This is a genomic window from Desulfosarcina variabilis str. Montpellier (genome assembly GCF_048565275.1).
GTDB classification, from domain to species: Bacteria; Desulfobacterota; Desulfobacteria; order Desulfobacterales; family Desulfosarcinaceae; genus Desulfosarcina; species Desulfosarcina variabilis.
This window is the reverse complement of sequence record NZ_CP159846.1, coordinates 8,658,352-8,670,866: the sequence shown is the minus strand read 5'-3', so window position 1 is coordinate 8,670,866 and position 12,515 is coordinate 8,658,352. Positions and strand designations below refer to the sequence as shown.

Here is a 12,515-nt window from a genome sequence, read left to right as displayed (position 1 = left end):
CGCCATGCGCATTCTAATCGCCGAGGACGATCTGACCAGCCGTAACATCCTGGCGGCTTTACTGAAAAAAAAGGGACATGAGGTCATGGAGACCACCAATGGCACTGATGCATGGACGGTGATGCAAAAGCCGGACGCTCCCCGCATGGCGATTCTCGACTGGATGATGCCGGAAATGGACGGCCTTGAAGTCGTGCGCAGGATTCGAGAACTTCAGACCGAACAGCCACCGTATTTGATCATGCTGACGGCAAAAGGAGAAAAATCCGACATCGTCGTCGGGCTTGATGCGGGAGCGGATGACTACCTGGTAAAACCGTTTGATGCCGGTGAGCTCAAGGCACGGATCGAGGTGGGGCGGCGTATTGTTGATCTGCAAATGCGTCTGGCCGAACAGGTAACGGCGTTGCAGCAGGCTTTGAAGCACATCAAAACCCTGCAGGGGATTATTCCCATTTGTTCATTTTGTAAAAAGATCCGCAATGACAAAGGCTACTGGGATCAGGTGGAAGCGTATGTGGGCAAACACTCCCAGGCTGAATTCAGCCACAGCATCTGCCCTGAATGCATGGCCATTCATTATCCCGAATATGCCGACGAAGTTGAAAATGATGAAAATGCCGACGAGGATTGAGCCACTAAACTATTGGTCATCCAGCACCCGCCGAATTGTCTCGGCAATATCCTTCCGGAGAATGGGCTTCAATACAAACCCCTGAATACCGATTTGAGCCGCTCGTGATTCATCGATGCGGTTGCTGAAACCGGTGCACAGAATCACTGGGATGGCCGGGCGAATACGCTTGATTTCAATGGTCAACTGATCTCCGGTCATCCCCGGCATGGTCATATCCGTGACCACCAGATCAAACCGGTCTGCATCGGCCTTGAAGGCTTCCAGTGCCTCGATGCTGGAGGTCCTTGTGGTTACCGTATATCCCAACCCATGCAACATCTTTTTGACCATGCCCACAACCGGTACTTCATCGTCAACCAGAAGGATCCTTTCGCTTCCGCCTGGAATGGCTTTTGTCTCGCGCTGGGTATCTCCTTTTGTGGCAGTCTTCACGACGGGCAGGTAAACAATGAAAACCGAGCCCTTGCCAGGCTCGCTCTCCAACTGGATATCGCCCTGACACGATGTCACGATTCCGTGAATCACCGACAGCCCCAGGCCGGTTCCCTTGCCCTCTGCCTTGGTGGTGAAATAGGGCTCAAAAATACGTTCCTGAATGATTGGATCAATGCCATGGCCGGTGTCGGCGACCTTCAGGCAGACGTAAGTTCCACCGGGCAGCACTGACGCTTTGGGATGCTTGCCGTCCAATACCGCGGTGTTCAGAGAAATTGTCAGCACCCCCCCACTTTCTTCCATGGCATGATAAGCATTGGTGATCAGGTTCATCGCAATCTGATGAATCTGGGTCGGGTCCGCCATCACCGCCGGGCATTGCGTATCAATATTCACATCAATACGGATGTTGCTCGGCAGGCTGGCCCGCGTCAGTTTGACGGCCTCCTTGAGGATCTGCTGAACTCTGATGGGGTATCGCTCTTGATGCGACTGCCGACTGAAGGCCAGAATCTGCTGAACCAGATCCCGGGCACGCAGCGCCGCAGAAAGGATATCGGCCACGTACTCCTGCTGGGGGCTGCCGTCCGGCAGGTCTTCCTTGAGCATTTCAGCATATCCCACCATGGGAAAAAGAATGTTGTTGAAGTCATGGGCAATGCCGCCGGCCAATGTGCCGATGGCTTCCATCTTTTGCGCCTGGCCAAGTTTTTCTTCAAGTTTTTTTTCCTCGGTGATGTCCGTGGAGATGCCGAAAAGGGCAATGGCGTTGTCCTTGGCATTACGAACCACTTTGGTGCGGCAATCCATGATATGCGGGGTGCCGTTTTTGGCATAATTGACCACCTCACCGTGCCAGCTGCCGTCGGCGAGGGTGCGGTCGAGTATTTCCTTTTGGCTGGCACCATATTCCGAATCATGGCCCAGCACATCCGTTTTCTGGCCGATCAAATCGTGATTGGAAAACCCAAAGGCCTGGCGTTGGACGCGATTGGCGTAGGTAATAGTGCCATCCAGGTCGGTGACCAGCACCCGGTCGTGAATCTGGTCGAGCACCATGGCCTGCAGTTTCAGTTTTTCCTCGTTTTGTTTACGCTCGGTGATATCAGTGATAAAGCCTTCCACAATGGGTTGCCCGGAAATGGTGTCGGCAATGGCCTGGCCTTGCTCCCATACACATTTCAGTGTCCCTTGCGCGTCCACGATCCGGTATTCGATTTCATAATGGCCGCTGGCTTTGAGAGCGGCCTGAATCGCACTGTCCACGGGCTCCCGGTCCTCGGTATGGATGATGTCAGCAAAGGACAACCTGCGATTATCAATGAAATCCTCTGGGGCATATCCGGTCAACTGACGGCAGTTGCCACCGATATAGAGCATTGTCCAGCAGGAATCGTTTTTACACCGGAAAGCAATACCGGGCAAGTTACCCACCAGGGTCTGCAGGTCCCGACGGGAATCCACCAGGTCTTTTTCCATATGGCGGCGAACGACAATGTCCCAGGCCATGTTCACCAGCTCGCTGGCCACATCGATATCATCCTGGGTATAGTCGGCGGGTTTATTACCCATACCTAAAATGGCCACGACACAATCATCGCGAATGACAGGAATCAGCAGTTCCCGGACAATGGGTGGATGGCCTGGAGGAAGTCCCTTGCTGTGTGGAAGAGACGGGTAGTCGTTATGGACCACGGTCTGGCGTTGCCGCAAACAATCCGCCCATACCCCGGCTTTTTCGACAGGGCAGTGCCGCTCAACCCCCTCAGCCTTGCAGTTGCGTCTGAGCGTTGTGGAGGACCACATTTGAAGGTGGATGGTCTGTTGATCCGCTTCGACAAAATGGAAAAACCCGATTTGGCTGTTGGTGAGTGTTTCCGCTTCGTCCAGGGTCCGTTGCAACACCTCCTGCAGGCTATGGGTATCGGCATATTCACGGATCTGTAAACGCGTTCGCAACAGTTGTTCCATCCGTTTGCGACGGGTGATGTCAATGGAGAAGCCTTCAATGGTAAAACCGCCGCCTGCCAGCGTTTCTCCTACCCGGGCATCCATGCGCAGCCATAGACGCTTTCCGGTTACACTTACCGCCTCGTATTCAAACCCTTTGACTTGTCCGTGGGCAGACAACGCGTTCAGAAAATCGCTGCGCTGTTTTGGCGATACATAGAGCTGACGGCTTAAATCCGTAAAATGCTTTTGTACATCTTCGGTATTGTCCATGCCGACAATACGGGCCATTTCCGGATTGACCGCAAGGACGTGTCCATTGGAAGTGGTCGTAAAAATTCCCACCGGTGCGTTTTCAAACAGAGACCGGAAATTACGCTCGCTTTTTTGAAGGGCTTCGACATCCAGGCGCTCTTTTATGGCAATGGAGAGCTTGCTGGCCAGGCGCTCGAACAGGGCTATGGTCTCGAGTGAGAACAAGTCGGCACGCAGATCGCAAAAGACCAACAGGCCCATGATGTCGTTGCCGAAGCGCAAGGGAATCATGGCCACGGATTCGTATGGATGCGTTTTTACATGGCTTGGGGGTGAATCGGCGGTTGTGTCTGCCGGCAGTGTCAATTCAGAAATACTGTTGGTCCAGAAACTGCCCCCCTTGGTGAAGTATTTTGGGTAAGCCTCGCTTTCTCCGTTTAGGACACTGGCTCCCATAAACATTAAAAACGAACGGTGGCGTGGATGCGGCATTGATAGGCTGCTTTTTAGGGGCGATTTTTCGAGCGCTCCCGGAATAGACATGTCAGCGGTAAATCCAAGCGCGGCAGCGTGAGAAAGACCATTTTCGGCCTTCAGCCGGATGCTCAGTGCCTGGCAACCGGACCAGTGCCGGAGCATCCCGGCCGTTTCCTGAATCAGCTGCTTCAGATTTTTCTGCTGGTTGATCAGCCGCAGCAGCTTCTCCGAGGCCTCGCCTTCCCATTCGGCCCGTTTCCGGGCGGTAATGTCGTGGGCGATGGAAACCAGCCGCAACTGGTCGCCGATACTGATAATTTCTCCCCAATATTCGCACACCAGACGCGTGCCGTCTTTCTTGCGTATATCCAGTACTTCCCCCTCCAAACGACGATGTTTGATCAGCAAATTGGCCAGGCGTTGTTTCGCTGCATTGTCAAGCAAGCCGATTTGGGTGGATGATTTGCCGATACACGTCTGTTTTGAATAACCGGTCACGCGTGAAAAGGCGTCGTTGACGTCAATATAAACATTGTCGGCAAGATTGCTGATGCTCATCGGTATTGGGTTGTGATGAAACGCCGTGGCGAATTTTGCCTCCGACAGCGCCAGCTGTTCCTCGCTGCGTTTTTTTTGCGATATATCTCTGGCGAAGATGACAAATACCTGCTCCATATCGGGCAGAAAACTGACGCTCATCTCCACGTCGATAAGATGTCCATCGCGACGCCGATGCCTGGATTCAAATCGATCATGGCCCATCCGTTTGATCTTTTCCAACCGCTGGTGGATATCGGTTTGAGTTTCAACCGCATCGATATCCTGGATATGCATGCCTTTGAGTTCCTCGGCGGTGTAATCAAGCATTTGGGCCGCGGCATGGTTTACTTCCTGTATCTTCCCATCTTGATCCAAAATCCAGAATCCATCGGCGGTGGTAGCCACCGCACTGGAAAAACGCTGCTCATGGCGGATGATCTGGGAAATATCTTCCCGCAACAACAGGCCGCCGGTGACAATGCCGTCTTTTGCAAAAGGGACCGCCTTGATGCTTTGGTGACCGGCATGGCCGCCGGTAAATCGGGGAAAGTAAACGTCGGGAAGCATCACCGGGACGCCATTTAGCACCTGTGCCACCTGCTCGCTGATGCCGGCGTGTACAATGCCGGGCAACTCGTGGATTTTCTGCCCCACAAAATATCCGGCAGGGTGCTTGCCGGCGCCAAACGTTTGCAGGTGAAACGGATTGACATAGGTGACGGTCCCGCTGGAATCAAAGCGCATGATGGAAATCGGTGCCGCTTCCACCAATTGACGAAAGTTTTCCTGGGCTTTCTGCCAGGCCGTAAAAAGAACCTTGTACGGCTGTGTCAAACCGGAGCGGATCAGGGCCTGATAAATCAGCAGACAGGATAAAATTTTGGCCAGGTGACCAATCAAATTGGATACCCCATAAACACTGACATAAAAAGTAAACGCCAGTTCGCCAATGATGGTGAGCAGTATTGCCGCGACCATGGATAGATAGACCTGTGATTGCACCAGGGAATGCTTGCGAACGAGCAAAACGAGGGAAAGCAACAAAATAAGACAGATTACATATTCACTGGCTATTTTAAATGGGGTGAGGCCGGTGCTGCTATTGTAACACTGGGGAAACACCGGCCAGAAAAAAATCAGGACAAATACCAACAGTGTCACCAGTGCATAGAGAACTGTGACCATGGCCAGCCGAACGGTTCTGCCTATCAAAAAAGCAAAAAAGAGCAGACTCAGGCTTTCCATATAACGGGCGGCAATCCATAGTTGCGTGGCCAGATTCGCCTCGTCAGCGGCGTGGAAAATCTCCATGCCCTTATAGGCCAGGGTATGCAACAGATCGATCAGCCCGATGAACAAAAGGGCCGTGCCCAACACCATCAGCGCATCGTTGTCCACGAAACGTCGGGCATTGAACACCAGCAGAAATACGCTCCAGGCCACGGCAATGGAAAAAAGTTCGGCCAATGAATGAAAAAGCAGGTAATTATATTGGCTGATGATGGCCAGGGTGGCGCACAGGCACAATCCAATGGCCAACAGCGATACCGGATATCCGTAAGCGGCGACAGGAACCAAAGAAGGCTCGTGCCCTGGACCGTCCGCTTGCGGCGCGTGCGAATGGGGCGCTTGATCAGAAACACCGGTGGTGTTTTGCATGGCGTCCTCAATGTCTATTATGCGTTAGAAGAATGGTGACAGGTACAATCGCCCGAGCGCGATTGCAATGCACCAAGATTGCTGTGCTCTTACGGCGCCTGTCGAAACCGTATGCTGCCACTGCCCATGGGCAGTTCCAGGTAAAGGTCTTCATTTTCAACGAAGAACGAACCGGCCCGTTGCAGATCGCGCATGAACAGGGCATCTTGGGTGTCGGGCGGGCAGGCCATACGGGTCGACATCAGCGGCCCGAAAGAAAGCCGGCCTTCGGACAGGGTAACCTTGTTTTCATTGCCGACTCCTTTATTCCCTCAATAATATCCTGAATTGCTCCAGTGCTTCAGGGCTGGTTAAAATACTGTCGTGATCCGCATCCTCCATACGGTAATCACATCCGCATCCGGGTTGAGTGCCGGATCGAACAGGAACTGCACCTCGGGGGTAATCGTAACTGTTTTTAGCAATTGGAAACGGTAGCAAAGATCCACGGTAGTTGTTATTGTAGCGCTTTTCCCAGGAGGAGATCCAGTTATAACTCAAAAAAAAACTTGTCAAAATGGAAGTCAATCCAATAAATCTAGATTAGAGGCACACGATAATTTCCCTTTATAAACAAGTAGCTTGGAATGATGAAATGATAACCCGCGTTACAGATGAATTCAATGCCGTGAAGCTACTAAGCCTCGACCCTAAGGATCCGCTTTCCGAAACCTACAGAGACGCAAATACCCTCCAAACTGCCGCTCAGACGCTGGCCAGCACAGCCCACCTGGTCCAGGATGCCCGTAAACAACTCGATCCAGCCAAATCTAGTACGCTGGACAAAATCATCGCTTTGCGCAGTAAGGTCAGCGGGCTGAAAATCTTAGCCGATAAGGGGGCCCAAGCGCGACAGAAGGCGTTCAAGATGTTGATCGGTCTGGGTGCCGATGACGTCGCATTGCCTTGGGCGGATGGCGGGGAGGTCGATAAAGAGATAAAGGCGCTGGCGGAGGGAGCCGACGGGCTGATTGCCCAGGCGGAAAATGTGCTTGGGGAAAACAGCTTGACGAGCAAAATGCTGGAAGATGATCTGGCAAAGCCGGCTCATGATGACCAACCTGGCGAGGAGGCTTTGCGCAATGCGCAGAAGGCTGTTAAGGCCCTCGCTTATCCGGCGGAGAAAGTAAAAATAGCTGATGAAAGATCGGTGCCGCAGTTTGCTGAGATTAGGAAGGCGGTTAAGCCATTACAAAAAAAGGTTTGTCTGTTGCGAGGGAAAATTGAGCTCATATTAGGCAAAGCGGCCTCCGCCAAAACAAAGGGAGATAACTTAACGCAGGACAATAGCAAAGAATTGACGCCGGATGAATGCCATTGCCGAACCGTTTCAGGATGTAAAGGTGAAGCTGGATAAGGTTACGGCTGCTGTTGCTGATCTGACCATGGCAATATCCCAGGCCAATACTCTGGCACTGGATATCAATATTGGCGATGCAACCACTTAGTATAGCGTAAAGGCACTGGCTGGCGCAGTAATCAAATTGAATTCAACCGTCTTATCAAAGGGGCGTTTGCCCGTCTATGGGTCTTTCCGGCGACTCAGCGCCAGCGCCTGGGCGCGGGCTTCTTCCAGGACCGTCTTGAGCGGCACGTGCTGCTCTATGGCCACACGCCTGCAATCGTCATATTCGGGGGTTACATTGATGCGTTCATCTCCAAGGGTAGCGGCCTTGCAGGTGATCTCGCCAAAACGGGTCTTGACGGTGACGAAATCACGCTGCAGCGTGTAGCGGTTGTCTATCCGCCAGCGCAGTCCGATGGTGGTGGTTTCGCGGAACAGAAAATCGGAGAGCGCGGGCACCATTTCCGGCCGGCAAAGAATAGTGACGAGGGTGCCGGGACGGTTTTTCTTCATCTGCACAGGGGTGAAAAAAATGTCCAGGGCACCCCGTTTGAGCATGGTTTCCATGAGATAATCGTAAAGCTGCGGATTCATGTCATCGATGGTGGTTTCGATTGTGGCGGTCTGCTCTGTCTGAAATGTCCCCTCACAGGGGTTGGCGAACCCGATGAACAAACGCAGCATGTTGGCGATGGAGCGGTCGGCCGTCCCCGCGCCATGGCCGATGCGGTCCACAGTCATTGACGGCAGGGGGCCGAACTGACTGGCCAGGGTGGTTAAAATGGACGCCCCGGTGGGGGTCAGCAGTTCGCCTTCGACTCCGGTGGAATAAATCGGTTTGCCACGCACCAGTTCGGCTGTTGCCGGTGCCGGCACGGGCAGGGTGCCGTGGGCACATTCCACGGTGCCGCAACCCACGTGCAAGGCAGAGCAGATGATGGTGTCGATTTGAAGGGCATGCAGGCCGATCACGGCCCCGACGACATCGATGATGGCATCCATGGCGCCCACTTCGTGAAAGTGAATCTGATCCACAGCGGTCTGGTGGACCTTGGCTTCGGCCGCGGCCAGGCGGTTGAAGATCTTCAGGCTCTTTGTCTTGATGGCCGCATCCAGCGTGCTGGACGCGATGATGGCGGTGATATCCGCCAGATGGCGATGGTGGTGACGGTGATGATCCTGAATCACGTTCACCAACGCCTGGCTGCCGCTGATGCCGTTTTTAACCACCGCGGCCTTATCGATGGCATAGTGGGACAACCCCAGCTTGGCCAACTCCCGTTTTAGATGCGTCAAGTCCAGGCCGGCATCCAGCAAGGCCCCTAGAATCATGTCGCCGCTGGCCCCGGAAAAACAGTCAAAATATGCAATTTTCATTGTTGATTCCTTTTGGCAATGGAAAGAAACAATTTAAACAGGAAGGCTATTCATCGATGGTGGTCGTGGTTTGCTTCCGGATCGCGGCGATGCCGGCAATGGAAAAGTCGGTAATGTGCAGGGCGATCTGTTCCGCCCGCTCGGGGGTCAAGGGCAAATCGTCAAAGGACTTTAGCCGGCCCTTTTGCATCAATGTAAATCCACGGCACTGATTGACGATACTCATCGCACAAAGCCTGACAGCCTCCTCCGGAACGGTGGGGCCGGCAACGTCGCGAACGATTTTGAGCAGCTCTTGTTTGCGGGGAGCGATCAACTCATTCCAGGATTCATCGATCAGTCCCGTGGGGTTGGCAAGTTCCATCAGTTCGAGGCTACGGAAATACCCCCCTTTTTCATCGACGATCAGGGTTTTTTGAATGATCCGGTAAATGGCCAGGCGAAGTCGCTCCGTGGGCGACAGGTCTTCCGGTGGCAGGATGTCGGACGTGATGAATTGTTCGATGGCCTGTCGCCAGGCCGCTACGTACAAGGATTCCTTGTCACCGAAATAGTAGTTCACCGCCGCCACATTGGCGCCCGCCCGCCGGCAGATTTCCGTAATCTTGGCCTCACGAAAGCCCTTTTCGGCAAATATGCGGCAGGCAACATCCAATAGCTTCTGTTTGGTTTCTTTTCCGTCTTTTCTTTTGGCCATGGTATAAAAGATTCCTGATGCCCATTGACTTTGATTTTGGCAAACTTATTATTTCAAAATTAATTTTAAAAAAATGGTTTTAAATTGTCAACCAATCTTGCCACTCAGTTGCGTGAGGATAAAATTTTTAATTAGGACGTTTTTATGACGCGAATGATCTTCTTGCTGTCTCTGTTGGCGGCTTTTCCACCATTGTCCACGGATATGTACCTGCCGGCCATCCCCCAGCTGATCGAACAATGGAACCAGCCGCTGATGATGGTCAATCTGACCCTGATCTGTTTTTTTCTTACCTACTGTCTGTTCATGCTCGTTTACGGACCGGTTTCAGACCGCTTTGGCCGTCGCCGCCCGCTTATGGTGGGTATCGGGATCTATGTCATTGCCAGCTTTATGTGCACTTTGGCCGGTGATGTGTTCACCCTCATTGCCGCACGGGTTTTCCAGGCATCCGGGGCAGCGTCGGCCTCGGCCTTAAGCCTGGCCATGTGCAAGGACCTTTTCGAAACCAAAACGCGTGAACGGATCATGGCTTACATGGCCGTAATCGGAGCCCTGGCCCCCATGCTCGCGCCAGTCATTGGAGGATGGATGATCCACTTTTTCAGCTGGCGCTGGGTGTTTGTGGTACAGGCGGTCATGGGTGCCATCGCATGGGTAGGGGTGTTTCGCATGGCCGAACCACTCCAGCAATTGGAACGTATTTCAATTGGCCAGGTGGCGTTGGTGTACGTCCGTCTGCTTCGCAACCGACGTTATATGGGGCTGATGGTCGCCATGTCCATCCTGATCTTGCCTTTTTTCGGATTTTTGGCCAGTTCCTCGGAAATCTATATGAGCCACTTCGGCATGGACGAGAGACAATTCGGTTATTTTTTCGGATTCAACGCCCTGGCACTGATGTTCGGTCCCTTTGCCTTCTCAATCCTTACCCGCAGCTATCCATCGCGCAACCTGATCACCATTTCTTTCGTCGGCATGGTGCTGGCCAGTATTGCGCTGATTGTTCTGCCCCATCACAGTCCGTGGAGCCTGGCGGTTCCCATGTGGGTGCTCTCATTTTTCTTCGGTCTGAACCGTCCGCCCAGCAACAACCTGATTCTCGAACAGGTGGAGCATGATGTGGGCGCCGCCTCGGCGCTGGTCATCTTTGCCTTCATGACCATCGGTGCCGCCGGGATGGGAATCATTTCCCTGGCATGGCAGGACAAAATCCTGGTCCTGGGAGTGATGGGGACGATCGTTGGCACGATCACGCTGACATTCTGGCTCATCTTCCGCAGCCGGCTGATGCCTGCATTGGGAAAATATTAAAAGGAACTGGCAAATGCACGGCCCAATTTTATGGCCTTTTGCATGGTTTCATCCTGGTCTTTGACCTTTGCCCTGTCAAATATACCGTAGACCGGCAGCTCACCGACGATTTCATATCCCAAGGCTTGCAGCGGATAGCGCATTGCCTCCAAGGTAAATCCCATGTCGGTTTTATTGGTCTGCTCGCAAACGGCTCCGATGACGGCCTTGCGGCCCTGACCGGCCAGCCTGCTCGACCATCCGCGTGGACGATTATCGTCGAAAATATAAAAACAATACAGTCGATCGATAAAGCTTTTTACCCATGCGGTAACATTGTAATTGTGTGTCGGCGAAATTAATATCAACCCCTGGGATTCAATCACATATGGATAGATCAGAGACATGCCATCATTTAATCCACTACAGCGACCGCTTTTTCGACATTTTTCACATCCGATACATCCCTGGTACTGATACTCCCGCAACTGGACTTTTCGATAGTCAATATTATGCTCTTGAACACCTTTGAGTATTTGTTCCAACAACGCATCTGAATTCCCGCCTTTTCGGGGACTGCCGCCGATACCCAATACGCGTACTGTTTTCGATGGTTGATTGTTGCCTGGACTGATTGAAGCGTGGGTGATGTTCATGTGTAATCTCCCAAATGGCTATGCCGTTTCGGTGTTATTGAGGATTTTGCTCAAAATTTTTGATCAGCTCCGTTACCAGTGCATCATATAAATCGGGGGGGATGTCATGGCCCATGTTTTCAAACCATTTCGTTCGGCAATCTGATAAAGCGGAAGCCAATTTTTTGCTGTGGTCAATGGGGACAAAAGGATCTTTTTGACCATGAATGACCAATGCGGGGATTTTCAGTTGCTTGAGCTGCTCATAACGGGAACCGGACCGGCTTACCGCTGCCTGATGTTGACGGGAAGCCTGAGGATTGTACCCCTTCCTTTTCCTTAAATTGTATAGGACCTGCTCGGCGGTCCCTTTCACATCAATTCGATAGTCGGCATCTCCTCGGAGGATCATTCTGGCCGCAATGTGCAGTTTGATCAGATTTTTCTCTGTCGGAAAAATTCCATATTTAAGTGCGATTTTAAAAAGGTCAATCGATGTTTGCTTTGAAATGCCTTTGATGTCCTTGTCCAGGATATCTCCGGAAGACATCATCAACGTCAAGGTAAACACTTGTTTGGGAAAGCGGATGGCAAACGCCTGGGCGACCATGCCGCCCATGGAAAGACCGAGAAGATGGGCTTTTTCTATATTGAGGGCGTCGAGAATCAGTTTTGCATCCAAGGCCAACTCGGATAGAGAATAAGGGGATTGTTGCCATTCGGGCATCCAATCCGACATCCCCGTGCCTCGATAGTCATACCGTATGACCTGGTAGCCGGAATCGACCAACAAATCGATAAACCGTTGGGGCCAACCCAAGGCATCATTGGCGATGCCCATGAACAACAGGATTGTCCCCTTGGCCTTTGTGTTTGGGTCAATGGATTCATACCAGACGGATGTATTTTCCGGATGGACATATCCGGTTTGCCCTTTGATAAGCTCAGGCAAATCGGATTTCAACGCCGCGTTAATGGTTTCGTCAGCAGCCTCAGGTAATCGCGGGCCGGAAAAATAGATTGCCGCACTTGCAATTACCAGAACGGCAACAATAAGAATGCCGACAATTTTCAAGATTTTTAGGAAAATTTTCATTTTTGCCATTCTCGTTAGTTCGGTGATAATCGCCCGATTCGGGGTTAGATGAATACATTTGACTGCGACGGCATGCGGCG

General features: G+C 52.3%; 9 protein-coding genes. 3 read left to right on the top strand and 6 right to left on the bottom strand.

Features of this window, described 5'->3' with window-relative positions; genetic code table 11:
- Positions 1-4: 4 nt before the first annotated feature.
- The gene (locus Dvar_RS39070) at positions 5-634 is read left to right on the top strand and encodes a response regulator transcription factor (RefSeq protein ID WP_419658869.1); all 630 of its coding nucleotides are present in this window, start codon (positions 5-7) and stop codon (positions 632-634) included.
- Positions 635-643: 9 nt separating this feature from the next.
- Here Dvar_RS39070 and Dvar_RS39065 read toward each other — a convergent pair whose 3' ends face one another.
- The gene (locus Dvar_RS39065; protein WP_419658868.1) at positions 644-5,953 is read right to left on the bottom strand and encodes a PAS domain S-box protein; all 5,310 of its coding nucleotides are present in this window, start codon (positions 5,951-5,953) and stop codon (positions 644-646) included.
- Positions 5,954-6,042: 89 nt separating this feature from the next.
- Positions 6,043-6,228 carry an META domain-containing protein gene (locus tag Dvar_RS39060; RefSeq protein ID WP_419664226.1) on the bottom strand — a complete coding sequence of 62 codons (186 nt, stop codon included), beginning with the start codon at positions 6,226-6,228 and terminating at the stop codon, positions 6,043-6,045.
- Positions 6,229-6,587: 359 nt separating this feature from the next.
- On the opposite strand from Dvar_RS39060, the gene Dvar_RS39055 reads away from it, so the two are divergent.
- Positions 6,588-7,349 (top strand): hypothetical protein, encoded by a 762-nt coding sequence (locus Dvar_RS39055; protein ID WP_419658867.1) that lies wholly within the window; start codon positions 6,588-6,590, stop codon positions 7,347-7,349.
- A gap of 165 nt (positions 7,350-7,514) precedes the next feature.
- Here the strand turns inward: Dvar_RS39055 and larC are convergent, their stop codons facing one another.
- A complete protein-coding gene (larC, locus tag Dvar_RS39050; RefSeq protein ID WP_419658866.1) occupies positions 7,515-8,714 on the bottom strand; it encodes a nickel pincer cofactor biosynthesis protein LarC in 1,200 nt (399 codons plus the stop codon).
- Between the two features lie 46 nt (positions 8,715-8,760).
- Positions 8,761-9,411, bottom strand: coding sequence for a CerR family C-terminal domain-containing protein (locus Dvar_RS39045; protein ID WP_419658865.1), 651 nt, complete (start codon positions 9,409-9,411; stop codon positions 8,761-8,763).
- Between the two features lie 144 nt (positions 9,412-9,555).
- On the opposite strand from Dvar_RS39045, the gene Dvar_RS39040 reads away from it, so the two are divergent.
- Complete coding sequence (locus Dvar_RS39040; protein ID WP_419658864.1) at positions 9,556-10,725, top strand: multidrug effflux MFS transporter; 1,170 nt, start codon at positions 9,556-9,558, stop codon at positions 10,723-10,725.
- Here the strand turns inward: Dvar_RS39040 and Dvar_RS39035 are convergent.
- Both Dvar_RS39035 and Dvar_RS39030 read right to left on the bottom strand, forming a co-directional pair.
- Positions 10,722-11,360 carry a flavodoxin family protein gene (locus Dvar_RS39035; protein ID WP_419658863.1) on the bottom strand — a complete coding sequence of 213 codons (639 nt, stop codon included), beginning with the start codon at positions 11,358-11,360 and terminating at the stop codon, positions 10,722-10,724. The genes Dvar_RS39040 and Dvar_RS39035 overlap by 4 nt on opposite strands.
- 34 nt (positions 11,361-11,394) lie before the next feature.
- On the bottom strand, positions 11,395-12,435 hold the full coding sequence (locus tag Dvar_RS39030) for an alpha/beta fold hydrolase (protein ID WP_419658862.1): 1,041 nt from the start codon (positions 12,433-12,435) through the stop codon (positions 11,395-11,397).
- Positions 12,436-12,515 lie beyond the last annotated feature (80 nt).

What these genes read in the sequence shown, in the direction of transcription:
- Dvar_RS39070 (WP_419658869.1), top strand. Translation starts at nt 5, where the DNA reads ATGCGCATTCTAATCGCCGAGGACGATCTGACCAGCCGTAACATCCTG.
- Dvar_RS39065 (WP_419658868.1), bottom strand. Translation starts at nt 5,953, where the DNA reads ATGCAAAACACCACCGGTGTTTCTGATCAAGCGCCCCATTCGCACGCG.
- Dvar_RS39055 (WP_419658867.1), top strand. Translation starts at nt 6,588, where the DNA reads ATGATAACCCGCGTTACAGATGAATTCAATGCCGTGAAGCTACTAAGC.
- larC (WP_419658866.1), bottom strand. Translation starts at nt 8,714, where the DNA reads ATGAAAATTGCATATTTTGACTGTTTTTCCGGGGCCAGCGGCGACATG.
- Dvar_RS39045 (WP_419658865.1), bottom strand. Translation starts at nt 9,411, where the DNA reads ATGGCCAAAAGAAAAGACGGAAAAGAAACCAAACAGAAGCTATTGGAT.
- Dvar_RS39040 (WP_419658864.1), top strand. Translation starts at nt 9,556, where the DNA reads ATGACGCGAATGATCTTCTTGCTGTCTCTGTTGGCGGCTTTTCCACCA.
- Dvar_RS39035 (WP_419658863.1), bottom strand. Translation starts at nt 11,360, where the DNA reads ATGAACATCACCCACGCTTCAATCAGTCCAGGCAACAATCAACCATCG.
- Dvar_RS39030 (WP_419658862.1), bottom strand. Translation starts at nt 12,435, where the DNA reads ATGAAAATTTTCCTAAAAATCTTGAAAATTGTCGGCATTCTTATTGTT.